The sequence below is a fragment of the Marinomonas spartinae genome (assembly GCF_016461715.1).
Taxonomy (GTDB): domain Bacteria; phylum Pseudomonadota; class Gammaproteobacteria; order Pseudomonadales; family Marinomonadaceae; genus Marinomonas; species Marinomonas spartinae_A.
The window spans coordinates 77,240-101,847 of the sequence record NZ_JAEMUI010000007.1 but is presented as its reverse complement, the minus strand read 5'-3'; the positions used below and the strand labels follow the sequence as shown (position 1 = coordinate 101,847).

Below are 24,608 nucleotides of genomic sequence, written 5' to 3'. Positions count from 1 at the left end.
AGCTAGTCTGCGGCCTGATACACATTAGGCCGCAGATACTGCATTAAACGATCCGGTTCCGCGATCGCTTCAAAACCAAACTGTTTGTATAAGCCATGGGCGTCTTTCGTGGCGAGCATCATACGTCGTAAGCCTTGTAAGTCCGGATGCGCAAGAATGGCAGACATCATCTTCTTACTAAGGCCAAGCCCTCGATAAGACTCCAACACAAACACATCCGCTAAATAAGCAAACGTCGCTCGGTCAGTAATCATGCGAGCAAAAGCCACCAACTCTCCCTCACCAGTTAATACACCAAAACAGAGTGAGTTCTCTAGCGCTTTTCGTAAGGTCACCTCAGGAATACCTTTCGCCCAATAACTATTGGCGATAAAACCATGAATCACAGAAAAGTCCATGTCGTCCAGATCCGTGGTAATTCGATAGGTCATCACTTTTTCCTTTCTATAAGGTTTTTATCAGGCTGTAATAAGGTCATAAACTCATCATCAGGTGGCATAGCCTCATAACTAGGAGGACTCGTTTCTTCTAACACCCCATCCCAGCTCGCTTTAGACGCCGTATATACATGCATAGCAACCTGAGTATCTGCAGGGTCGTCTAACAATCCGGCAGGAATCCAATAGCTCTCGTTATCTCTTGTCATATTGGGTACAGGACTGCCACACTGGGAGCAAAAATGCGATTTAAACCCCGTTTCTGTACGGTATTGACGGATCACATCTTGCCCCTGTTGCCAGGCAAAATGCGCCATTGGAACAATCATTGCGGCATTAGAAGAAGAGCCAGACACCCGACGACACAGAGAACAATGACATTGATATAGTTTTGGCAACACGCCAGAGATGGCAAACTCAACCGCACCGCATAAACAACGACCTTTCATCCTCTCTCCTTAAAAACGAGTTCTACTAGAAAAACATCAAAGCCATAAAGCAAGCGCTTGCCAGCCTTTCGCTATCCCCTCTTGGAGGAAAAAACACAACCCAGCCAAGATAATCAAATTGAAAAAGACCGTTAGCCAGAACACAAACCGAAAGCGTCTCTTTTGGGTTTTATGACGAAACACCTTTTGCCCAAGTAACGCTCCAGGCCAACCACCAAGAAGAGAAAACCGATGCAACGTCTTTTCTGGCGTTCGTTGCCGCTGCTTTTTCGCGGCGGATTTGTCCCATCCATATAAGCCAAACGTCACCGCACTCATCGCACCATAAAAACACAGTAAAACAATAGGATAAGACAACAAGATTTCACCAAGCCAATCTTCGAGCCAATAAAATTACCCCGCTAAGGAAACGAGATCAAGAACCATCGTACCTATGATAATATCCTTCTATTGAACGATTGACTAACAAGGGGAATGAAGAAGATGCAAACACATCAGTACCAAATGAAAGGGATGCTCATTACCGACTATCAACTAGCAGTACCGCTCGATTGGCGCACTCCAGACAAGGCCCCGACGATTACCCTGTTTGCCCGTGAAGTGGTCGCTTCTACCCAAGCACATAACGAAGCTCTTCCTCTGTTATTATTTTTACAAGGCGGACCTGGTGGTAAATCCCCTCGCCCCATGCCCGACTCGCTTCCTTGGCTGATTGAAGCCCTTAAAACCCATAGAGTCATCTTATTAGACCAACGAGGCACAGGTCGAAGCAGCCGTATAGACCGTCATCTCATCAGCCGTATGACCGCGGAAGAAGGTCGGGATTATTTGTTAAAATTTCGTGCCGACAGCATCGTGGCAGACTGCGAACACTTACGAAAAACCGTCTACTCAGGTCGTCGATTCGAAACTCTGGGCCAAAGTTACGGCGGCTTTATTACATTGGTCTACTTATCAAAAGCACCAGAAGGCTTGGCAGCTTGCTACATTACCGGAGGGCTTGCAGGGCTAGAAGCAAACGCTCAGCAGGTCTATCAATTAACAACAGAGCGACTCATTGAGAAAAACCAAGCCTATTACACTCGCTATCCAGAGGACACTCATACCATAGAAAACATCGTTCAAGTACTTTGCAAAGACAAGGTACTATTGCCCGATGGTGACCAACTGACTGTGGAGCGTTTCCAAACTCTCGGTATTGGTTTAGGGATGGGCCCAGGCATTGACCAGTTCCATTGGTTGATCGATGAAGCCTTTGCAGGCAGTCACCCAGATACGCTCTCTGACACCTTCTTAGAACAAGTTATGCACCTAACCAGCTACTATGAAGGCCCATTGTTTGCGGTGATCCACGAAAGCATCTATGGCCGCCCCAACGAGGCCACAAACTGGGCAGCACAGCAGGTTCGTCAGCAAGATAACACATTTGATACAACACAAACGCCCCTAATGTTCACAGGGGAAATGATGTATCCGTGGATGTTTGATCAAATAACATCCCTACGCCCGTTTAAAGAGGCTGCTAACGCCTTAGCCGCATACAAAAGCTATGCGCCACTTTATGATCTAGACAAACTCGCCAATAACAAAGTGCCCGTTGTGGCCGCCGTCTATTACAACGATATGTACGTACCAAGGGAGCTGTCGCTAAAAACCGCCAAACAAGTCGCTAACACCCAAGTCTGGCTCACCAACAGCTACGAACACGACGGTGTTCGCCAATCGTCTGAGGTGTTTTGTACCTTACAAAAAATGCTAAAAGACAATGGCGGCCCACTTGTCGATTAAACAGAAGATGACAAAAGCAAAACATCAAACCCACTGATGATCAGCAAGAGACGAAAAATAGCCTGTTTTTCGTCTCTTGCTGATCCTTCAGGCCGAAAATCTCAAACTCCGCTATAGAAGACCCTCAATTATGATTTTAATTAATTGCTACAAAAATAGTATCGTGTTCATAGAAACCATCCACTACGCTGAAGACAACAAAACTATATTTAAGGGGTAAGCGGATGTTTGGTAGCAAAAAACTATTAGCTCACATTGCCGAATTAGAAAAAGAGTTAGCCTCATTTCAAGAGACTCAGAATGGACTTCAGCAGGAAATGTTGTTTTTCGCCATGTCTCAAGAGGGAAAAATCCTAGACGTCAATTCATTATTCACCGCTTCCATCGGCTATGAAAAAAATGAACTCGTCACAAAAAACCTTAAAGACCTGATCCTCAAAAAATCCTTAGAAAAAGAGCATTGTAAAAAAATGCTGTCTGCGATGAGTGAGAAGAAGCATTGGCATGGTGCTTTGCAGATTAAAAACAAACACGGTAAAGAAATGTGGTACCGTTCGACCATTCAGCCTAAAAAACTAGCGGATAATTCTGTCATTTTAGAGGTCTATAGCGCTGAATTAACCAAAACCATTTCACAATCCAAGGAAATGGAAGACATTTTAAGCGCACTGCATCGCTCCAGTGCCGTCATTGAATTCAGTTTAGAAGGCATCATCTTAAACGCTAACGACAATTTCCTGAAAACCATGGGCTACTCAAAAAGCCAAGTAATTGGAAAGCATCACAGAATATTTTGTGAGCCAAAAGAAGCCGAATCTCAGGAATATCATGATTTTTGGCAGCAACTTCGCTCTGGTGCTTTTGTTTCTAATCGATTTAAGCGATTAGATAGCAACGGCAATGTTGTTTGGTTAGAAGCCTCTTACAATCCCGTTCATGATGACAGTGGCCAATTGTATAAGGTTATCAAATTAGCCACCGTGATCACGGAACAAATGAAGAGAGAATTTGCCGTCGCAGAAACCTCTGAAATCGCCTATGAAATATCCAAGAAAACAGATGAAAACACACTCAAAGGTATGAACGTTTTAGAATCCACTATCCAGACGATGGATGAACTTTCAGCACAAATGGGGGATGCGAGTAAAGGTATCGCTGAGCTCAACACTCAGTCCATCAAAGTATCCAGCCTAGTAGAGAGCATACGAGGCATCGCGGACCAAACAAACCTGCTTGCCCTTAATGCAGCCATCGAAGCAGCGCGAGCAGGCGAACAAGGCCGAGGCTTCGCGGTCGTGGCTGATGAAGTCAGACAGTTAGCTTTTAGAACAAGCTCTGCAACAGAAGAAATCATTCAGGTTGTAGGAGACAATAAGCTCCTGACTGAAAAAGCCGTATCACTGATTGAAGAAAGCATGGGGAAAGCGCATAAAGCGCTCGATTTATCCAACGAAGCAGGCAATGTGATGAGCGAAATACAGACAGGAGCAAGGCAAGTTGTTGATGCTGTCAGTCAATTAAATAAGTTATAGCGTCGACAACAGACACTGCTTTTTGATCGGTGACAACAGCCTTATTAAACTGTACTAGCTCGTCTGTACTGGCTCAGACCTAGTCTGACAACTTAATTAGGCCCATTTGACAGATGAGGGCAATGACTCACCCAAGGCTAACAGATGACGAATAAGCTGGCCTTCATGAGTGGTTTCATGCTCAAGCAGACTTAACAACAACGCCTCGCGTTCACTTGTCCAATCGTCAATGTCTGAAATCGCCTTTTCAAATACGGCGGCAGAAGCCGTTAATTTTTCCACGGCTTCAGACTGGTTCTCTGTTGAGTTCAGTGAACAGGAGAAACCGGCCCACTGCCCCTCAATCAGCGATTTTGAATAGCTTTCTCTCGCCCCAACAATACACCATATATGGTCACCAACGGACTTATTCTTCGCTACATTAAGATAAGCAGTATAACTCTCTGGGGTTAGTGAATTAACAATATCCAATACTGAAGAAAACCTTGCACGAATATTATTTAAAACCATGTCCCTCATTGAGCTCGCCTTTTTTTCATAGGCTTCAAAAAGGTCAGTAACAAGCACCCCGTTAATTTTCATGCCTTCCAAGTTCGCATCATTTATTTCAGTATTTGCTAAATTCAAACCACTAAAAGACACACTAGACATATTTATATTATGAAATGAGGCATGACTTAAGTTGATATTCTCATAGCGACTGCCGGCTAGATTAGCGTCATTAAACACACAAGACTCTAAATCACAGTCAGTAAATTGAGCATTTTTTAAAACGGCCCAATAGGATGAGTCAGTTAAATCAACAGCATTAAACTTAGCACCAGTCATATCTGATTTAGAAAACTCAAAGCCTTTGAATTTAGTGTCTTGAAATGGATTATGATTCTCTGACATTAAACTTTCCTTATTTAGGTCGTTTTTAAGAAAAAATAAAACTATTTATCTTTCATGGATGGGTCGTTAAGCAAATTTCCAATCTAACGCTTTCGCTTCATGCTCTTTAACAAAGCTATCTTTGTGGTCGCAATAAATATCTACATCATTTTGACATATTGCCGCACCTTCTCGCTTAATGGAAGCATACTCCGACGCAATATGAGGAAAAGCGATTAAATAATCTCGAAAAGCAAGATGCCTTTTCGCATCTACCGAACCTGACAAAAAAGCATGTACCTGATGACTTCTCTGTACATCACCTTTTTGGAAGTAGCGTCTACCTGCAATCCCAAATTCACCTTTTGCAAGATAGCCAATCGCCCCCATCAAATGACTTTCATCATCTAGCACTTCCAAGTTTTTTACTTCCATAAGAATATCAATGATTGGTTTAGCACAAAGCCCTTTTACCGATGTGCTACCAATGTGATGAATGGCCTCAACATTATCATTCGTGAATACAGATTGAATCAGTGCTTTCTCTTGACTGAATTGATCAGGCCATTCATCTCGGTAATCAACAACTTCAATAATTCTGATACTCATTTATCCTCCATGTAATTAGCAGAATGCAGAGATAAAAGCCTACAACCATGCTGGGTAGGCTTTCACCCACTCACAGCACTTTAGTCATATAATAGCGCCTACTTTCAATCGGAAAGTTGTTTAGCGTCATTTGTACACTATAACCCTGCTTTTCGTAAAATGGTTTCGCTTGGAAACTGAAGGTATCAAGAAAACTGGATTGACAGCCCTTACTGCGAGCAAATTCCTCAGCTTTGTTTAATAGTTGACGGCCCAGCCCCTTGTTCAAGTGGTGTTCATCGACCCATAGAAACTTAACCATTAACCAATGTCCCCAAATCTCCCCCACTAAGCCGCCTAATTTTTTTCCATACTCGTCATGCAAATAACAAGCGACATCCGTATGATAAACATCACCGAGAAACGGACTATTATGCTTACGTAACCCGGCACGAATTTCGTCAATATCAGATGGATCTGGTTGGGTAGTTACTTCTACATTCATATTATGATCCTATCCTATTAAAATAGAACGACAGTCTAAACCTGAAGGTCGAAATTAAAAAACCATCTATTATAATGACAATATAGCATTAATTAAAAACCGGAATATCTTTTTCAACCTCAACCCAATCAGCCTTAAACTTTGTAAATACCTGTATCTCAGCAGGAATATCGAAGTGAGTGGACACATTCCCCTTTGCAATATAAATATGGTTAGGGAATTTATCGTCATTAATACAGTTAACGGTTGAACCACACTTTTTACAAAAGGACTTCGAGAAGGATTCCGTCGCTTGATACTCTGTCACATATTCATGACCAAGCAGTATACTAAACTGCTCTGACGGAATGACAATCCAAGAGCTGTAATCCGCACCACTTAGAGAGCGACACATATTACAATGACAATTGAGTGCACGTTTATGCGGTAACGTTGCTGTCCATTGAATGGATCCACAATGACATTGCCCTGATATAGACTCATTCATATCGAACTCCTAAATATTTCTAGTCAGCAGAAGAAAGCCTATCATACCCGCCCCTTCAAACAACTCTTTTTATTCGTTTTTAAAATAAAGTTTTACCTGTAAAAATCAGATGACAGGACACATACAAAAGAGTGTTAAAAGCTTCCTTCTTTCGAAGAGTAAAATGCAAAAAAGCGGATAGACTGATCCGCTTTTTTTGCTTAGAAACGTTCCTTGATTATCCATATTAGCCATCATCCAAGACCGACATAGGATATTATGAGTATGCTATACAGTTTTTAAAGCATTCTGCCTAATACATCATTATCTTTGTTTTTATCAAAAAATCGATGTCTTAATGCCCCTAGTACATGAGCAACAATAAGACCTATCAATACAAAGGCTAGCCATTTGTGTAGTGCATTGGCTATTTCATATATATGGTTGTTTTTTGGTATCACTTCAGGTAAATCAAAGAAGAAAAAACTGACCCCATTACTGTATATATAGCTACTAGATTGAATATATCCCAATATAGGAATAACAACCATTAGAATATAGAATAATATGTGAGCTAGTCTTGCTAATTTTCTTTCAGGACCTGATATACCACTGGGCAAGGCGGGTAAAGAGCGTTTTCTTCGATAAATAAGACGCCCTATAACAATAATAAAAAGCAACAACCCGAATGATTTATGCCAAAAATATAATTTATCTTCGAATACCGCATTTGCTTCATCGTAAGGGGTCATATAGATGCCAACAGTGAGCAAACCTATTATAATTGCTGCACTGAGCCAATGTATCGCTCTGATGGATTTAGGATATTTCAATTTAACGCTCCTCTGTGTTTTTTATTTATACCGACAACCTTTTTGCTTTAACAAAGCAAAGCCGTCAGACACTCGTCAGAATTAGCAGACCACCCAATAGATAGATGACACTTTGGGGGATGCTTTCATAGAGTAAGTTCGAGTATACGTCGACGGTTTCACTGAAGTTATCAAGATTTGGCACCTTTTCTATTTGACTTAATCAACCATGAAAATACACCTTAAGTAGTTGATATACTCTATTATTTTCGAATATTTAGACTCTATGACACAGAGGGAGTTCATTTATTTTTATAAAAACTCATCATTTTTTTATCAAAATATGGCACATTTTTTCAATGTATTTGACTTTATCATCAGTCAACATCTAATAGATTGAAATAAACAATAGCTTCAATAGATTTATTAAATGGCGAGGAAAATAATATAAATGAGTGAATAAATACTACGCGTGAGAGAAACGAAATCGTAAAGCACTTTTATCGCTTTCTAATATTCAATCATGCGTGTGGTTTGAATTTTTTTGTCATACCCTGACAAGAGGGAGCAACAAGTTTGTATCCCAATTTTTCGTAAAAAGCGGGTTCATCCGCAATCATTGAAACATATGACCCTTCTAAAGCAACGGATGATAAATAGTGATCAATATACTCCATCACTTTTCGCCCCAACCCTTTCCCTTGATGCATTGGGTCAACGGCCACATCCACGATCTCAAAGTTACAGGCACCATCACCAACGACACGCCCCATAGCAATCAAATCCCCACCCTGTCGTATTGAAATTCCATACAGGCTATTTGGTAGGGCAACTGTGGCCGCCTTTAAAGACTTGGCTGATAAGCCCGCTTTTACGCGCAGTTCGCAGAATTCCTGCGGACTCGGAACGGATTCTTCGTATGTTATTGTCATGCTACTTCACCTCACTCTCTAGCAAACGTCACTGATGGCCTCATAGTGTCGTACTGATTATCTAAATTTAGGAGCACCCTAAGCAGAGTTTATAACGAATAAATATACCCTATCCCACTGTATTTAAAGCCAAAGATGGCAATCTCTCTATTCGTGATGTCAACAGGTAGCAGACTCCTATAAAACGGGTTATTAGCCGCCCCAAGCAAAGTCCACACAATCATTTGTGATTTATTTAAAGCAATAGATTGAGTTTTCATTTCTAAAAACAATTTACGCCCAATTCCTAAACCCTGAGCATCCGGATGAACATACAACCGCAGTATCTCGAAATCAGAACGCTCAGAGGGACACTTCCCAGCGGCATAGCCAAGAATTTCATTATCTTCTTCATAAACCACGACGCAAACAACATCACAAGCTATGTCTTCCTTTAATGCCTCAGCAAACCACCCAACAGACAACGAAGAGACCACTTCTGGATGGAGCAGAGGAAACAAACTCCCCTCCCACGCTTCATAGGTTAACACTGATAATACATCTACATCGGAGACATTTGCTGGCCGAATCATATAACCTCATTTATAACACACTTTTACTAATAGACAGCCAGAGAATTAATCTCAACAGGTGGTTGTCCCAATTAAGCTAAAGTCCGGTACAGGCTACGTGCTACTGTTTTTTAGTTGTATAGGTGGAATGCTGTACTAAGAGTTATTACAACCAAAAAGGAATCACCAACAGTATTTATAATGCCACTCAGTATGTTTAGTTTCAATTTTGCCCTAGCCACTAAAATTAATACTCCAGAAAATAAAATCCAAACGGACATGACCGCCACATGCAAAGAAGACAGAATTAAATAGTTAACTAGCTCCCTACCTGCGAATATTGGAACAACAGTAAGATAGAGGATAATGGCTTTCGCATTAAATAGATTTAACAGCAGAGCTTCTTTGAAACCGGCCAGATTGCTACTTAGTTCCGTTTTATTTTTAAAACTTAAAATTCCATTCAACAATAGCCAAATAACCTAAGAATAAAACACCAGAAATCTGAAATGCACTCATAGCAATAGAACTATCGGAAATTAAACTCGAAACACCAATACCTACCAAAAAACCATGAATAAGAATCCCAACAGCAGTTCCGAGAATTATACTAAACGCGCTACGTAAATCTGATATTGAAATATTTTACACGGCTAGGGTGAAGCTCGCGCCAGGTGACATTGCTATAGGCATGATTGCAACTATAAAACCCATAGTGTCTAGCAAGATCAAATCACCTCAAAGAGTACGACTAACGCCCGCGTAATAGGCGCCGAGCTTGCGAGCATCCTAATTGACACGATTGTTAGGTAACACACTGGAAAGACATATGTTTTGTTGAGATAGCTTTTTAATAGCGTATTCATAGAATTCTTGATTTCTTTTAGCTCCGCAGATATTGACGAGCTCTTTACCTGCTTGAGTGAAAAGTACTTTCCCCAATATTATTTGATTGTCTTTGTCCTTGTTAAATTCGATTAACGTTGGTAAACCAAAGTAAAAAATAACAGCATTTTTTCCGAATCCCATATTTATGTAGCCTGAAGTCGACTCAAACGAAATGAGACCAATTGCGTCAAGGTGTTTTATATCAGAAAAACTGATGCCATTTTTGGTATATATTTCATCTGATGTTTCAAAGATCAATGGTACCGGACCTCCAATCATCCAAGTGAACTGGCAAAATTTTGTGAACAACTCTGCATCCTTTTTATCCATTGATGCCACAAAATCGATGGTTCTCTTTGAGTAAGTTCCTGGAGTTGTTGCCTCACCTGCCAAGAGACTTGACCACAGCGATTGCATATGTGTATCAGATACTTTTTCGCATCGATCAAAGAAGTGGGCTACCCAATCCTCTTCTAAATCCTCTGTTTTAGCGTTGGGGGGCAACGCTGTAGCTGCTTGAGCAGTAATATTCTCTATATTTTCTTGCTTCCTAGCTTCTTGGTGCACTAGTCTTTCGATTCCTCGTTGCTGAATTTCCGTTAGTTCTATTCCAGCTAACGTTTTTATTTTTTCCGCATCTGCTTCCGCCTCAGCTTTTTTCCTAATCCTTCGTGGTTCGTAAAGCACCCCAACCGCATTTGAAACTTTTTCAATAAGAACGGTAGCAGGCTTTGCTAAATCGCCGAGATTTATAATTGAGTTTCCGTCAGACATAATTTCTCTCTGCTTACCTAACTACTAAGCGGTTATACTGTGGCGAAGCCATGACTATAACCGTCTGTTAAACAGCCGCGTTATCTATAGGGGATTTGCTTTTTCAGAATTGGCGACATCCCTGTTAATATCGCAGTGCTTTTTCTCCCTTGCTAAGGGTATTCCCAAATTTCAGGAGAGATTTACGTTTATTTTTTATGACTATATAACTCTTTTTACTCGAATCCTAATCATTAGGCAAGACTCGATCCTCAGGCTCCATGAGATCAATGGGGGTCGCCCATAAGTCAGCCTGTCTCAGAGTTATTGGTTTTAATCTAACCAACCGATAAACTTTTCGAAAGTAAAATTTACCGAAAAAAACACCTTAAAAAGACATTATTTTCAAGGCTCTAGAACAGTTAAAGAACAATCAATAACACTGACCCTTTTGATTCATACTTTTGATCGAAAATTCTCTGCAATTTCGGCCATATCCAGCATGAAATTAATGTTTCGTGCCCTTTCATGCGCTCTATCTATGACTGCAATTAACAAGTATGCATTTGGATTCATGAAGCCACGACAATAGATGAGGTGGAGATTGCTCAGCCTTCTGAACTGAACAATTTTTAAAGTCCATTTTTCATTGCCCTTTAGGTGAATATGATGCATATCAGCCTTAAGAACTGCATCTGGACGATTATATGAAGCATCTCGACCAAAGAGTAGCGGAGCATTCCCAGATTTTTTATACTCTCTAAACTCTGATACAAGGTTGGCCAACTCCGAATCTGGCATGGTGTCTCTTATTAGAGAAGAGGTAAATACCTTTACTTCCATTCGGTAAACTCCTCAGCATTATTTTTTTCTTTCTTCCTCTTCTCTAAAGCTTGATCAATTTTTCTGGATGAAACAATTAGCGATGAATCCGATGTTGGCTTTTTAGTATTATTACTGGACACATTTTTTACGGTAATTCTGATACTTTTCTTCATTGTTTTCTCCCTAGTTTGATACCACATTTTCTTTGAATATTTTTATACCTTTAACAGATGCATAACAGCCAACATCGTTCTCTACATAGTTTTGAAATGGCAACTTTTCTAGAAGCTCTTTTAACGAAAAATTGAAGCTTCTCACACAAGAAATAAGTGCCATCAATCCATTTTCTGTGTCGTCAGGTTTAAAATAGTACTCAGTTGAATTTGTGTCGCTTCCGTAGACATTAATCACCAAATAAGCGTCATCCCCGTCACCGAAAATTTTCAAATTGCAATCTATGCTGCTCATATCAATATCCTTTTCATTTACGATGAAATCCATCCATTGATAGAGGCTACTTAGATCTTCATAACTATTAGCTTTCATTTATATTCCTCGATATTCGATACTGATTATATGCTAACGCCCTGCTTAGGGGTGGAAACACATGGGCTAAAATTTAGGAGCGAAGCGACGCAGCCCATGTGTTTGCGGCCCAGCGAGCCTGCGAGCGACTACAGCAGTTTGTTATGTCTGTACTAGCATCACCATACCCCCAAGCTCACGTTTCGAAACCTTTACTGGATACTGGTACTGCTGGTTACCAAAAGTTATCGCCAATTTACAAGATTCGAACTCACCTCGGTGGTTTTTGACGTAACGAGCAAACCTTTCCAAAATTCTTTCGTCAGTTACAACTATTTGTGTTACTTGATCCGGATTACGAAAAATTGATTTAGCATCTGAGAGTTGATTGGAGTCGACTGGCTTAGCCACACAAGACAATACTAATTTTTTAGATTCAACAAAAACCTTGGAATTAATAACATTTATCTGGTCTTCACCAAATTCACGCCAAAATTCAAAAGGAGTTGTACCGATTCTTAAATCGACTGAAACTGTCATTTTTCCTCCTAAGGCATAACATTTTTAATAATACGCATGCGCATTTATCCAATAAATCGGTGTGCGCGTTATTCTGGTATTAGCCATTCAGATAAATTTAGCTAACATCATGATTTATATAAAATAATAGATCATAATGAGCGTTCAGACTTCAGCTTAAACAAACATGCTTGTTTTGTCTAATAACCGTGCATCAGGAGGGGAGAAATATGTGGCTTTCGTCTTCCTAGACGCCATGTTGACACTCTAATATATTTTCAAATAAGTGCCAATTAGAACATGTTGATATCTGATTGAAATTGAGCTGCGGCAAGCAAACAGTAGAAGCGCCTTCGACGCAACGAAGTTGCGCGACCCTATGGTGTTTCAGAGTCAGTTAAAAATGCCCTGTCCCCTATCCTCAAAACCAATCCATGCCTTACAGCCTAAAGCGTACCGAGAAAGTAAGTTGTATAAAATGTCGATCACACGCTTGGGCTGAAAGCCCGATAAAAGATCTTTTGGTTACTTTTGTATCATTTGACAAAAGTTACCCGCTCAGCAGAGCGGAATAAACGAGCAGCTCAAAGTAATTGAGAGGAAACAGAGTAATCCCATCCCTTCCCCTAGCCGTCGGGGTCAAAGCCCTTTTCGTGAAAGTACATCAGAATAGTTAGCTTGAATCAGGTCGAAAAGGTGTTCGACCCCATAGATCTCATTGTACCGTAAACACTAAAGCTGAATGGAACCGAAAATACCGTGAGTTGGGAATCCGTCTTAAACGCCTGTTATGTTTGGAGTTAAAGAGATAGGCACAGCTCTATTTCACGCCCTTCCACTAAGCGACCTGTTGATACAAAACCACAATTTTCGTAGAAACCTTGAGGGCTGTCTGATCCTACAACAACACTTGTATATAGAGCCGATATTCCGAATTCATTAACCAACGCTGACTTCAATAAATCGATAGCAAGACGACCATAACCCTTTGACTGTTGAGATTTATCGATCATGAACCGCCAAAGCTCAAATTTATCCGAAACTGTGTCTGCGTTTACTAAAACAAAGCCAATTGGATTATTATCAGAATAGATACCTTTAAACCAAGGAAAGCTCATAAAGTTTGCTTCAGCCAATGAAATAGCATTGCTATCAACATGATTTAGCTGATGTTGAGCTACCTTTAACTGGCAAATCTCATAGAAGTTCGTTTTGTCTATACTTCTTAATTCTAGGTTCATACTACCAATTTCCTTCGAAAACGCTTTGCTCAGCGGCGTTTGCGGAAGCAAACGGGAACAGTATGGTATGCAAGCGTCCGTTGCAGCATATTGTTATATGATATTTCGTTAGAACTCATCAATTCGAATCGACAGACTATTGACCATCTCACCGTCTATAGCGGCCCAAGTCGATATTCTCAATTTCACAGACCTTTTGAACAGCTGTCCTCTGGGACATTTCACACATGAAACGGTAAAGATTCGAAAATGATGTTGGTGGTCGAGAAATATTTTCGCACCACAACGCCAGCATGAACAGAAAGTGATCGCAAGCGCTCACGCTTGAGCCTAACAAGAATGGTTTCTTGCTAAGTTCTTCGTCCAACAGACCAAGAATTCCTACTAATCGCAAATCTTGGGCTGCTTTGATTCCTTCGACACCCTCGGGATGCGTAGTGTGACGGTCAGGGTATCTCCACACCATAAATTCCGCTTGGAGAGTGTTATTAAGGTAGGTTAACCATTGAAAAAATATCGGACGATTGGAGTGGCCAACCGGTGGAATAAATTGCGAACTGGCGTCTAGTTCACAAATGTAGATACAAATGGCAGGGCTTTCGAACAGGACAAGTTCGTTATGTACCAGTGTCGGGATACGCCCTGCCGGATTCAGCCTTAAATATTCTTTTGATTTTTGCGCGTTTGAATCGCGGTCGACAAGCCTTAGCGAATATTCGATTCCCGTCTCAACTAAAAGCAAGTGAGGAGCAAGGCTTGCATTATCAGGAAAATAGTAAAGCTCAAGCATGAAAACCTCTCACGATAATTTTTGGCATATAATTTTAATAGTGCTCATGCGCGTTTACCCAATAAATCGGTGTGCGCGTTATTCTGGTCTTAGACATTTAGATAAATTTAGCTAACATCATGATTTATATAAAATAATAGATCATAATGAGCGTTCAGGCTTCGGCTTAAACAAGCATGCTTGTTTTGTCTAATAACCGTGCATCAGGAGGGAAAATATGTGGCTTTCGTCATCCTAGACGCCATGTTTACACTCTAATCTATTTTCAAATAAGTGCCAATTAGCACATGTTGATATCTGCTTAAAATTGAGCTGCGGCAAGCAAACCGTAGAAGCGACTTCGACGCAACGAAGTTGCGCGACCCTATGGTGTTTCAGAGTCAGTTAAAAATGCCCTGTCCCCTATCCTCAAAACCAATCCATGCCTTGATAAGGCTCTGCATTGACAACATGATGTCTCCATGAGGAAACGAGGCGATGCTCTTAAAAGCGAATTTTTGGTTACTTTTTGGGTGCTTGCAAAAAGTTACCCGCTCAGCAGAGCGGAATAAACGAGCAGCTCAAAGTAATTGAGTGGAAATAAGTACACAGGAAGGCCCAAAGAACAACCCCATCCTAGCCTTCCCCTTAAAAAAGGGGAAGGAACCTGGATCCGACGCCTGCGCGGGGATGACGGCAAGCAAACCGTAGAAGCGACTTCGACGCAATGAAGTTGCGCGACCCTATGGTGTTTCAAAGTCAGTTAAAAATGCCCTGTCCCCTATCCTCAAAACCAATCCATGCCTTGATAAGACTCTGCATTGACAACATGATGTCTCCATGAGGAAACGAGGCGATGCTCTTAAAAGCGAATTTTTGGTTACTTTTTGGGCGCTTGCAAAAAGTTACCCGCTCAGCAGAGCGGAACTAAACTCGCCAAAACCAAGCTAATCAGAGGAATACCATCAAATCGGTAACACCAAATAACCCCATCCTAGCCTTCCCCTTAAAAAAGGGGAAGGAACCTGGATCCGACGCCTGCGCGGGAATGACGGTAAGCAAACCGTAGAAGCGCCTTCGACGCAACGAAGTTGCGCGACCCTATGGTGTTTCAGAGTCAGTTAAAAATGCCCTGTCCCCTATCCTCAAAACCAATCCATGCCTTGATGAGGCTCTGCATTGACAACATGATGTCTCCATGAAGAAACTAGGCGCTGCTCTTAAAAGCGACCTTTTGGTAACTTTTGTGTCGCCAGACAAAAGTTACCCGCTCAGCAGAGCGGAACTGAACTCGCCAAAACCAAGCTAATCAGAGGAATACCATCAAATCGGCAACACCAAATAACCCCATCCTAACCTTACCCCTTAAAAAAGGGGAAGGAACTTGGTGATTAGCTGCCCTCACCTTCTGTGCTGATTAGCGGGGTCAAAAAAGGGGAAAGAACTTGGCGATGACGATATGCCCCGTCAAATCCCCTAAAAAAAGGGGAAGTAACGGGGCATGTTTAAACATTGATAATAGTGGCTTTCTCAGAAAGCGGGCTATTGATATGACTGATAAATACCAATATCTCAGGACGGTAAATACGCTGTAATGAAGTACAAATACATTGGATACTCTCACTGTCTAAACCGTCAAACGGTTCGTCCAGCAACAATACCGGGGCATTACGCAGTAATAAACGCGCCAAGACCAAGCGTTTGCGTTGACCACCGGATAAGTCACGACCTTGTGCGCCTAATAGTGTATCCAAGCCTTTGGGTAGACTACGGGCCCAATCGCCTAAGGCAACGGCGTCCAATACTTCCCATAACGACTCTTCAGTGGCATTTTCATCCCCTAATCGCAAGTTAGCCGCTAAGGTTTGTTGAAAGACATAAGGGGTTTGTGGCAAGTAGCTGATTTGTGCTTGGTAGTCTTGGTTGTCGTATAAATCTATCCGTTGATCGTTGACCAAAGCTCCCCCTTCGGCCAAACAGTCCCCTGCTAATGATGCCAATAGGGTGGATTTACCACACCCACTGTTACCCCGTAACCAGATGGTTTCGTTCGTTGCGACTTTTAACGAAATCGGTTTATTCCCTAAACCAGATGATGCGTGGTATCCGCGCCAGTTGATCAACTCAAGAGATTTTACACGGGCAAGTGGCAGACCTAACGCGACTTTTTCCTCTGAAGCATCAGTATGCAACTGATTCATACGACGTAAGCCCACTTGCGATTGTCCTTGTGCCACAAAGGATTGTGCCAAGGGCAATACTAATTCGTTGACGGCTAAGACAGACAATACTAACGCCACCAGCCAAGCCCCATCCACACCAGGGATCAAAGAAAGCCCATTGGTTTGTGGCTGGTAACGCATAACAAGTAAGAAGAAGCTGCACAGCAAGGCGATGGTCACACTGTAAGAAGCCAAGCGACCTAGGCTGATCGCTTTTTGGATACGCAGCTCTGCCTGTTTCTGACGGGTATCTAATTCATTAAGGCGCTCGGCATATTGCTGCCAGTGGCCACGAATGGTCAGAGTAATCAACGCCGAGAATAAGCTTACAAAACGACTACGACGGTGTGTCCCTAAAATTTGCCCAACATGAACAGCGCGGCTAGCAAAATGACCACACAGATACGGTACGACCAAAAGATGAATCACCGCCGCGATAATAATAGGCCATAACAAAGTAGTGGATATCAATGACGCCAGTATAAGGACTGATAAATACGCCAATGTGGCATATACCCAAGGCATTAATACCACCAAGGGCCAACGAATAATTTGGTCTAGGTCACTGACCAAACGCTGCAATAAGTCTCCACGACTTTGTTGATGCAAATTCGCTGAGTCTTTTGCGACACGTTGATCCCACACCCACAAGCGCAATGTTTTTAGCAAGCCTAGTAAGTGATCGTGAGCAAATACTTGTTCGCCATAACGACCCGCAGTGCGCAAAATGGCCATCAAGCGGACCAGCGCCCCAGGTAGAAAGTAATTAAACGCTTTGTAGGTTCCTAACACTCCGGCTAAACCCGCTGCGGACAGGAACCAACCGGATATACCTAGCAGTGCAACCCCGGCAAGGCTCGCGACCACGCCCAGAAACAGAGGGAGTGCAAATCCTCGTGGGTTTGCCCATAGAAGACGTTTAAGCGATAGCTTGGATTCGTTGCTCATGCAAGCCTCCGTGTGTCAAAGTCCAATGTCTATCAGCCCAAGCAATAGGATGGGTATCGTGACTGACAACCAATAATGTTTTGCCTTTTGAAGCCAGGTTTAAAGTATCCAACACGGCCGTAGCCGTCTCTTCGTCCAAACCGGAGCAAGGCTCATCAAGTAACCAAACATCCGCCTTCGATAATAAAGCACGGGCAATAGACAAGCGCTGCATTTGCCCACCCGATAAACCTGCACCGAGTTCCGTCAATTTCGTTTCTAGGCCATCGGGCAATGCCTCAATAAAGACATCACATTGGCTTTTTGCTAGTGCTGTTTGCAGAGCCTCGTCCGTTGGGGGATCAATCCCCAATAATAAATTCTGGCGAATTGAGCCATTCACCCACTCAGGAGTTTGCGGTAACCAAGCCAAGCGGGCACGCCATTGGGCCAGGTCGACACTGGAAAACTCTTTGTCTTCAACAAAGCATTCTCCCTGATAGCCTTCTTCAAAGCCCAACAAGAGATGTAATAGGCTGGATTTCCCTACGCCAGATTCGCCACTTAACCAGATACGCTCACCAACACGTATTTGGTTGCTGATTGGTGCTAAGCGAGAACGCCCAGCCTCTTGCCAGCTTAATTTATAAAAGGTTAACAAGGAGGCTGGATGGGTTTTGACCACAGATAAGTGAGAAGGTTTGCTAACCGTTTGAGTGTCTTCTTTGGCTTGCTCTTCTGAGCGCGACAAGGAGGTATTGAAAATATCTAATAATGCAGTCGCCGCCGCTTCGGCTTTTTGTTTGGCGTGGTAATCGTTGCCCAGCTGACGCAGCGGCAAATAAAACTCTGGCGCTAACAGCAAGATGAAAAAGGCTTGTGTCAAACTAACGGGTGATACGCCTTTAGACCAGGGTAGCTGTTCCAACAAACCAAGGCCCAAATATAAGGCAATCATCGCAATCGCAAGGGAAGCGAAGAGTTCTAATGTTGCGGTTGATAAAAAGGCCAAACGCAATACACCCATAGTGGTTTTTTGATAGGCGCTGGCACTGTCTGACAAGCGTTCTTTCGCTTGCCCTGTTCGTCCAAGGCGCTTAAGTTCAGCCAAGCCTTGGTTTAAATCCATAAATTGATTCGATAACATCGCCAACACGTTAAATTGTCGACGATTCGCTTGGGCAGCCTTGTGGCCCACAAGGATCATAAAGAATATGACCAATGGGGCGGTGACCATAAAAATAGCAAAGGCAATCCAAGACACTGGCAACATTGCCAGCAAAATAACGCAAGGAATCAGCGACACCATAAACAACTGAGGTTTATAGCGGCTGTAATAATCATCTAATGCGTCTACTTGTTCGTAAACACGCGTAGACAGTGCCGCATCTTCTTCAATTCTCAGGCGCGCAGGCCCAAGTTTGGTCAAATGCGACACCAGTTTTTCCCGTAGAGAATAGCGAATACTACGACTCGCACTGGCACTTAATCGCTCACGGCCAAAGCTGGCTAAGGCACGGATAAGCAAAGCAGACAACGCGATGCATAAAATCGATACTGAGAAAGCCCCATGAATCACCATGTCGGAAAACACATTAGCAAGCGACCAAGCTTGCATAACCATCGCCACAGTGAACACAACCCCTAATAATTGAACGAGACGGTAACGCTTCGATTGTTGCCCAGCCCATTCATTCAAAAACATAAGTTCAGGGGGTTTAACTCGTCCTTGACGAGTTTTTTTTGGAGCTTTCTCTCGTTTAAACATAAGGCTTACTTTTGCTCCTCTTCGCCTTCGTAACCTTTAAACTCTAACCAAACCGCATTAATAATGCCGAATGAACAGGCGAGTAACACACCTAAAACCCAAGCAAAATACCACATAATGTTTCTCCTTTATGAGGTGCAGTAGGCTGCACCTCACATATGATGAATTAGTCTTAATCTACACTACTAGTAGAGAGAGTGTTTGTTCTTCTCAATGTGTTCTTTGCTTAAGCGGCCAAACATCACTAAATGGCTCCATAAGGTGTAACACAAAATGATAGGTACAAAGATACACGCCACAACAAACATAATTTCCATAGTATATTGGCTAGAAGTGGCGTCCCACATAGTCAAACTCATACTTGGGAAAGTAGAAGAAGGCATTAAGAACGGGAACATAGAACCACCCGCTGTGAAAATAATACCCGCAATCCCTAATGAAGAGCCGAGGAAAGCTAAACCACCTTTTTTCATGCGACTTGCAAACGCAGCCACTAGCAGACCCAATACGCCAATCACAGGAGCCAACATCAATAGAGGCACTTTACTGTAGTTAAGCAACCATGCGCCTGTTTCCACTTTTGCTGTTTTCATTAAAGGAGTCAGTACTTCGTTACCATTAATAGCGCTAGTAAGAACATAACCTTTAATATCATACGCTAGCCAAATACCAGCCAATACAAAGAACACAGCCCCAAGTATTGCAGTAATAGTGGTCGCTTTGCTCACTCGACGCAGCAAATCTCCCTCTGTTTTCATGAGTAACCAAGAACCGCCTTGGGTCATAATCATCATCAAGCTGACCAAACCACATAAGATGGCAAAGGGGTTCAACAAGGCAAAGAAAGAACCTGTGTAATCAACACGTAGGTATTCATCAAACTGGAATGGCACACCTTGAAGCAAGTTACCGAATGCTACACCGAAAATAATCGGTGGCACAGTGGAACCAAAGCCGATACCAAAGTCCCAGTTTCTTCTCCAACGTGGTGTCTCGATTTTAGAGCGATAATCGAAGCCGATTGGACGGAACCAAAGCGCAGCCAATGTCAGAATCATCGCGAAGTAAAACCCTGAGAAGGAGGTGGCGTATACTACAGGCCATGCAGCAAATAACGCACCGCCTGCAGTAATAAACCATACTTGGTTACCATCCCAGTGAGGAGCAATGGAGTTGATCATCACACGACGTTCACTGTCATCGCGGGTAATGATGTTTAAAAGACTCCCTACCCCCATGTCATAGCCGTCGGCAATAGAGAAGCCGATCAGCAATACGCCCATCAATACCCACCAAATGATTTTTAATAGTTCGTAATCCATCTTACAACTCCTTAGCTTGTAACTGATCGGTTTCTTTCTCTAGTGCGTAACGACCGGTATGCAGACTAGAAGGACCTTTTTTGGAGAAACGAATCATCAAGAACATTTCTGCGATCAGGAAAGAGGTGTACAAAGCGATGATTGCCACAATCGAGATCCAAAGATCGGTCTCTGTCAAACCTGACGCAGCCAAATTAACCGGTAAAATCTCACCAATCGCCCAAGGTTGACGGCCATACTCAGCCACAAACCAACCTGTTTCACAGGCAATCCAAGGCAATGGTAAACAACATGTCACAATCCGTAAGAACAAACGATTCTGGCCGATACGACGACGCGCGTTTTGGTAGAAAGATGCCGCAAAGACAATCAACATAATGAAGCCACATGCCACCATGATGCGGAAAGAGAAGAAGATAGGCGCAACATTTGGAATACTGTAGTTCACCGCTTCATCAATTTGCTTAGAAGTCACGTGGTTCATGTCATTAGTAAAGGCTTTCACTAATAGACCGTAACCTAGATCCCCTTTCACTTTTTCGAAGTTTTCTTTGACAAGTGGATCGGTAGAGCCGCTACGTAATTTCTCTAGCAACTGATTTGCGTAGATACCATTGATAATACGTTGACGGTTATGCGCTTTAAGCTCACTAATCCCCTCCACTTTACCAGTAAGAGAGCGAGTTGCGATAAGGCCAAGAACACCAGGAATTTTGATAGCGTATTCTGTTTCACCTAGCTTCTGATTAGGAAAACCGATCAAGGTAAAATCTGCTGGGGCTTTTTGAGTATCCCATTCGGCTTCAACCGCTGCTAATTTTACTTTTTGAACGTCACCTAATTCATAACCAGACTCGTCACCCAAGATAATGACACTGAGTACAGACGCCAAGCCGAAAGCAGATGCAATGGCAAAAGAACGACGAGCAAAGGCTAGGTCACGACCCTTAAGCATGTAGTAAGCCGAAATCACCAGTACAAACATGGCACCCGTACAGTAACCAGCAGAGACGGTGTGGACAAATTTCACTTGGGCAACAGGGTTAAACAACAAGGCGCTGAAATCCACCAACTCCATTCTCATGGTTTCGTAGTTGAACACAGAGCCGACTGGGTTTTGCATCCAACCATTCGCTATAAGAATCCATAACGCTGATAAGTTAGAACCTATAGCCACCAACCAGGTAACAGCCAAGTGTTTTCCTTTGCTTAAGCGATCCCAACCAAAGAAGAACAAACCAACCAACGTTGATTCTAGGAAGAAAGCCATCAGACCTTCAATCGCCAAAGGCGCACCGAAAATATCACCCACATAGTGCGAGTAATAAGACCAGTTAGTACCAAACTGGAACTCCATAGTGAGACCGGTTGATACCCCAAGAGCGAAGTTTATGCCAAACAACTTACCCCAAAATTTCACCATGTCCTTGTACACTTGCTTTCCTGTGAGCACGTAAACGGACTCCATAATGGCAAGTAAGAAAGACATCCCCAATGTTAAAGGAACAAACAAAAAGTGGTACAAAGCAGTTAGAGCAAACTGGAACCGCGATAAGTCCACTACAGTTTCATTAATCATAATGACTTCAACCCATTCACTTGATTGAGAAAAAGGCGAATACCGGCACTTTATCCTTAGAACATGCTCTTATTGTGATACGCCCACCGTAGCACCAAACATTTGGTACTTACTATAAGGACGGATTATAGGTTAGCCATAATTGCGAAACATTGCGTTAGATCAATATAAAGAGACCGAAAAGAAATGGAGTGCACAAGAGCGCCGTTTATAGACATAGATCAAAAAAATACGAAGTTTCATTAATTGATTGTTTTACAACCCCTTTAATACGGTAAGAAAGGCCAATTTTTCACCTATTCCAACGCAAACCTCCCTATATTGGAACAAACACTTTTTTAATAGAGAAGCAGAAGACAGAAAAACTGACACAAAATAGACACTGTCAAACACATCGCCAATGACAACTTAGAGACGTCGGTATTTTTTCCTTTGTAAAAGCAAATTTCTCATAAAGTTCTGGTGTACCATGCGCTGACACATGACTAACCGAATCTGTCATTCACGCGCTTTTATGTCGCCCGTTAACAAGTGAATTCATCTTCAAAAGCGCCATTACACATAGAGGACTGTACTATGATCACCATCCATCATTTGGGTGTTTCCCAATCTGACCGCATTGTTTGGCTAATGGAAGAGCTTGGCTTGCCATATAAACTGACATGGTATGACCGGGATCCTAAAACAGGAGGAGCACCTAAAGAGTACCTTGCACTGCATCCCACCGCTACCGCGCCCGTTATCACGGACGGTGACCTCGTGCTGACCGATTCTAACGCCATCGTAGAATATATTTGCCAACGTTATGCACAAGGCAAACTTTGCATTGCACCTGACAATGTGTTGTACCCTGATTACCTTTACTGGATGCAGTATCATAACCACTTGTTGTCCGTGTTTTTTGGCAAAAGCGGCCTTAGTGACGAGACGGCCGAATCTGGCTTTGCGAAAATCCTCCAACGTCGTGAAGACAGCTACTACCAGCATTTAAACAACCACTTAGCGGCCTCTGACTTTTTAGTCAGCAACGAACTAACCTGTGCTGACATTCTTATCATGTTTGACCTAACCACCTTTCCTCTTTTTGGTGGCAAAACCTTAGAAGGGTTAGACCATGTGCAAGCCTATGTCGAGCGTGTTTCCGCTCGTCCAGCTTACAAAAAAGCCATGGCGTTAGCTGGCCCAAGCGCGAAAAACCCAAACGCTTAACCTAGCATTTATTGCCTTATCATGGCTTAGAAAGAAAAATAGAACAGACATAAGAAAGCCCATCGTATGACGGGCTTTTTTAGTTCTCACTGTAGCTAAATTTATAGTATGCGCATGTACATACCAGAAGAGGTCGGCATTGTTGCCTTGGTAAAACCAAATTTTTCATAAAATTCTGGTGTACCATGATCAGCCATTATACTCACATACGCCGTCGTTGGTGCGTTTTCATGTAACCAATTCACCAGCGCCTTCATAATTAAAGAACCAACACCCTGATGCTGATGCTCTGGTAAAACCGCCATGTCAGTGATTTCAAAGAAGCATCCCCCATCACCAATCACTCTTCCAATACCGATTGGCAGGTTATTAGAGTACACGACAACGCCAAAAAGGCTGTTTTTTAAACCTATGGTTGCGGCCTCAACCGATTTTCTGGATAGACCTGCTTGAAGTCGTATGTCGATATAGTCTTCTACACTTGGAATTTCATTACGAACGTCGTAACTCATCAATTTATCCTTTTACCTATTCAATGGGATGTTCCAAACACTTCGCTTTCTACTAGCCCATGGATATCACGACTGTGCGGCGGGATAACGAATACGGTCACTAAGATGCCTTTGGGAAAGTATAAATATCACGACTCAGCCCATCTGGAAATTGACTTCGCCTTGATTTAACGCCTCCCAAACGCTCGACCAAAGCCCTCGCACTCTCATTTGAATCATGCATATAGGTTTCCACTTCATGCCAAGCAAACTCGTTATAAGCATGGGCAACGGCGGCGATGGATGCTTCTTTGGCATACCCTTTACCTCTTGAGGTTGGCAGTAACCACCAAGTCAGCTCTCTTGGCCAACCTAATCCTTGCCAAAAACCACATACACCAATAATGGTTGCGGACTCTTTTTCTTTGATCGCCCAAACACCAAAGCCATCAATATACCAACCGCCCAGGTCTTCTTTTAAACGCCCCAACGCCTTACCACTGGAGATTGGTCCGCCATAAGCTTTAGAAGCTTCACCATTGGTATAAAACGCATTATATGCTTCAACGCACTCAATGCTGGGAGGCACCAATAACAAACGCTCTGTTTCAATAGTTGGAATCATCATTAACAACTT

29 protein-coding genes and 1 pseudogene are annotated in these 24,608 nt (G+C 42.6%); 4 read left to right on the top strand and 26 right to left on the bottom strand.

The genetic code is table 11. The annotated features are described in order from the left end of the window. Nucleotides 1-2: 2 nt before the first annotated feature. The 3 genes from JHD45_RS08920 to JHD45_RS08910 are packed head-to-tail and all read right to left on the bottom strand — an operon-like array spanning nt 3 to nt 1,246. Nucleotides 3-431 (bottom strand): GNAT family N-acetyltransferase, encoded by a 429-nt coding sequence (locus JHD45_RS08920; protein WP_233407728.1) that lies wholly within the window; start codon nt 429-431, stop codon nt 3-5. Further along, nucleotides 431-886 (bottom strand): GFA family protein, encoded by a 456-nt coding sequence (locus tag JHD45_RS08915; RefSeq protein WP_199476164.1) that lies wholly within the window; start codon nt 884-886, stop codon nt 431-433. The genes JHD45_RS08920 and JHD45_RS08915 overlap by 1 nt, the downstream gene beginning before the upstream one ends. A 36-nt stretch (nt 887-922) precedes the next feature. Next, on the bottom strand, nt 923-1,246 hold the full coding sequence (locus JHD45_RS08910; RefSeq protein WP_233407727.1) for a DUF1294 domain-containing protein: 324 nt from the start codon (nt 1,244-1,246) through the stop codon (nt 923-925). Nucleotides 1,247-1,369: 123 nt separating this feature from the next. Between JHD45_RS08910 and JHD45_RS08905 the strand changes: the two genes are divergently transcribed. The 3 genes and pseudogenes from JHD45_RS08905 (at nt 1,370) to JHD45_RS22595 (ending at nt 4,206) form a co-directional block, all read left to right on the top strand. After that, complete coding sequence (locus JHD45_RS08905; RefSeq protein ID WP_199476163.1) at nt 1,370-2,674, top strand: alpha/beta fold hydrolase; 1,305 nt, start codon at nt 1,370-1,372, stop codon at nt 2,672-2,674. Between the two features lie 224 nt (nt 2,675-2,898). Next, nucleotides 2,899-3,657: pseudogene (locus JHD45_RS22600) on the top strand (PAS domain S-box protein); the annotation flags it as partial. 12 nt (nt 3,658-3,669) lie between these two features. Beyond that, a complete protein-coding gene (locus JHD45_RS22595; protein ID WP_418903776.1) occupies nt 3,670-4,206 on the top strand; it encodes a methyl-accepting chemotaxis protein in 537 nt (178 codons plus the stop codon). 96 nt (nt 4,207-4,302) lie between these two features. Here JHD45_RS22595 and JHD45_RS22250 read toward each other — a convergent pair whose 3' ends face one another. The 21 genes from JHD45_RS22250 to JHD45_RS08790 form a co-directional block, all read right to left on the bottom strand. Continuing rightward, the gene (locus JHD45_RS22250) at nt 4,303-5,100 is read right to left on the bottom strand and encodes a pentapeptide repeat-containing protein (protein WP_233407726.1); all 798 of its coding nucleotides are present in this window, start codon (nt 5,098-5,100) and stop codon (nt 4,303-4,305) included. Between the two features lie 66 nt (nt 5,101-5,166). Then, the gene (locus JHD45_RS08885; protein ID WP_199476161.1) at nt 5,167-5,688 is read right to left on the bottom strand and encodes a GrpB family protein; all 522 of its coding nucleotides are present in this window, start codon (nt 5,686-5,688) and stop codon (nt 5,167-5,169) included. Between the two features lie 70 nt (nt 5,689-5,758). Beyond that, nucleotides 5,759-6,172, bottom strand: coding sequence for a GNAT family N-acetyltransferase (locus JHD45_RS08880; RefSeq protein WP_199476160.1), 414 nt, complete (start codon nt 6,170-6,172; stop codon nt 5,759-5,761). Between the two features lie 88 nt (nt 6,173-6,260). Then, nucleotides 6,261-6,659, bottom strand: a complete 399-nt coding sequence (locus JHD45_RS08875) for a GFA family protein (protein ID WP_199476159.1) — start codon at nt 6,657-6,659, stop codon at nt 6,261-6,263. A gap of 278 nt (nt 6,660-6,937) precedes the next feature. Further along, nucleotides 6,938-7,471 carry a cytochrome b gene (locus tag JHD45_RS08870; RefSeq protein ID WP_199476158.1) on the bottom strand — a complete coding sequence of 178 codons (534 nt, stop codon included), beginning with the start codon at nt 7,469-7,471 and terminating at the stop codon, nt 6,938-6,940. A gap of 500 nt (nt 7,472-7,971) precedes the next feature. Then, on the bottom strand, nt 7,972-8,382 hold the full coding sequence (locus JHD45_RS08865; protein ID WP_199476157.1) for a GNAT family N-acetyltransferase: 411 nt from the start codon (nt 8,380-8,382) through the stop codon (nt 7,972-7,974). A gap of 89 nt (nt 8,383-8,471) precedes the next feature. Next, nucleotides 8,472-8,954 carry a GNAT family N-acetyltransferase gene (locus JHD45_RS08860; RefSeq protein ID WP_199476156.1) on the bottom strand — a complete coding sequence of 161 codons (483 nt, stop codon included), beginning with the start codon at nt 8,952-8,954 and terminating at the stop codon, nt 8,472-8,474. Nucleotides 8,955-9,064: 110 nt separating this feature from the next. Next, entirely contained in the window at nt 9,065-9,403 is a 339-nt protein-coding gene (locus JHD45_RS08855) for a hypothetical protein (RefSeq protein WP_199476155.1), read from the bottom strand. Continuing rightward, complete coding sequence (locus JHD45_RS22590) at nt 9,378-9,500, bottom strand: hypothetical protein (RefSeq protein WP_418903773.1); 123 nt, start codon at nt 9,498-9,500, stop codon at nt 9,378-9,380. Before JHD45_RS22590 ends, JHD45_RS08855 begins: the two co-directional genes overlap by 26 nt. Nucleotides 9,501-9,722: 222 nt before the next feature. Beyond that, on the bottom strand, nt 9,723-10,595 hold the full coding sequence (locus JHD45_RS08845; RefSeq protein ID WP_199476154.1) for a DUF2806 domain-containing protein: 873 nt from the start codon (nt 10,593-10,595) through the stop codon (nt 9,723-9,725). A gap of 435 nt (nt 10,596-11,030) precedes the next feature. Continuing rightward, on the bottom strand, nt 11,031-11,417 hold the full coding sequence (locus tag JHD45_RS08840) for a type II toxin-antitoxin system YafO family toxin (protein WP_199476153.1): 387 nt from the start codon (nt 11,415-11,417) through the stop codon (nt 11,031-11,033). Continuing rightward, nucleotides 11,408-11,572, bottom strand: coding sequence for a hypothetical protein (locus JHD45_RS08835; protein ID WP_199476152.1), 165 nt, complete (start codon nt 11,570-11,572; stop codon nt 11,408-11,410). The genes JHD45_RS08840 and JHD45_RS08835 overlap by 10 nt, the downstream gene beginning before the upstream one ends. 10 nt (nt 11,573-11,582) lie before the next feature. Then, entirely contained in the window at nt 11,583-11,945 is a 363-nt protein-coding gene (locus JHD45_RS08830) for a hypothetical protein (protein WP_067018389.1), read from the bottom strand. Between the two features lie 141 nt (nt 11,946-12,086). Beyond that, complete coding sequence (locus JHD45_RS08825) at nt 12,087-12,464, bottom strand: hypothetical protein (protein WP_199476151.1); 378 nt, start codon at nt 12,462-12,464, stop codon at nt 12,087-12,089. A 779-nt stretch (nt 12,465-13,243) separates the two neighbouring features. After that, a complete protein-coding gene (locus JHD45_RS08820; protein ID WP_199476150.1) occupies nt 13,244-13,684 on the bottom strand; it encodes a GNAT family N-acetyltransferase in 441 nt (146 codons plus the stop codon). A gap of 148 nt (nt 13,685-13,832) precedes the next feature. Then, complete coding sequence (locus tag JHD45_RS08815; RefSeq protein ID WP_199476149.1) at nt 13,833-14,474, bottom strand: glutathione S-transferase family protein; 642 nt, start codon at nt 14,472-14,474, stop codon at nt 13,833-13,835. A 1,484-nt stretch (nt 14,475-15,958) separates the two neighbouring features. Further along, a complete protein-coding gene (locus JHD45_RS08810; protein ID WP_199476148.1) occupies nt 15,959-17,623 on the bottom strand; it encodes an amino acid ABC transporter ATP-binding/permease protein in 1,665 nt (554 codons plus the stop codon). Continuing rightward, nucleotides 17,595-19,370, bottom strand: coding sequence for a thiol reductant ABC exporter subunit CydD (gene cydD / locus JHD45_RS08805; RefSeq protein WP_199476147.1), 1,776 nt, complete (start codon nt 19,368-19,370; stop codon nt 17,595-17,597). Before cydD ends, JHD45_RS08810 begins: the two co-directional genes overlap by 29 nt. Before the next feature lie 5 nt (nt 19,371-19,375). Next, nucleotides 19,376-19,486 (bottom strand): cytochrome bd-I oxidase subunit CydX, encoded by a 111-nt coding sequence (gene cydX / locus JHD45_RS08800; RefSeq protein WP_012069220.1) that lies wholly within the window; start codon nt 19,484-19,486, stop codon nt 19,376-19,378. 69 nt (nt 19,487-19,555) lie between these two features. After that, on the bottom strand, nt 19,556-20,692 hold the full coding sequence (gene cydB, locus JHD45_RS08795; RefSeq protein WP_199476146.1) for a cytochrome d ubiquinol oxidase subunit II: 1,137 nt from the start codon (nt 20,690-20,692) through the stop codon (nt 19,556-19,558). A gap of 1 nt (nt 20,693) precedes the next feature. Next, a complete protein-coding gene (locus JHD45_RS08790) occupies nt 20,694-22,271 on the bottom strand; it encodes a cytochrome ubiquinol oxidase subunit I (RefSeq protein ID WP_199476145.1) in 1,578 nt (525 codons plus the stop codon). A gap of 576 nt (nt 22,272-22,847) precedes the next feature. Between JHD45_RS08790 and JHD45_RS08785 the strand changes: the two genes are divergently transcribed. Continuing rightward, on the top strand, nt 22,848-23,480 hold the full coding sequence (locus tag JHD45_RS08785; protein ID WP_199476144.1) for a glutathione S-transferase family protein: 633 nt from the start codon (nt 22,848-22,850) through the stop codon (nt 23,478-23,480). 101 nt (nt 23,481-23,581) lie between these two features. On the opposite strand, the gene JHD45_RS08780 is transcribed toward JHD45_RS08785, so the two are convergent. Both JHD45_RS08780 and JHD45_RS08775 read right to left on the bottom strand, forming a co-directional pair. Continuing rightward, nucleotides 23,582-23,992: a GNAT family N-acetyltransferase gene (locus JHD45_RS08780; protein ID WP_199476143.1), complete on the bottom strand. Its 411-nt coding sequence runs from the start codon at nt 23,990-23,992 to the stop codon at nt 23,582-23,584. Nucleotides 23,993-24,092: 100 nt separating this feature from the next. After that, the gene (locus tag JHD45_RS08775; RefSeq protein ID WP_233407725.1) at nt 24,093-24,599 is read right to left on the bottom strand and encodes a GNAT family N-acetyltransferase; all 507 of its coding nucleotides are present in this window, start codon (nt 24,597-24,599) and stop codon (nt 24,093-24,095) included. Between the last annotated feature and the right edge of the window lie 9 nt (nt 24,600-24,608).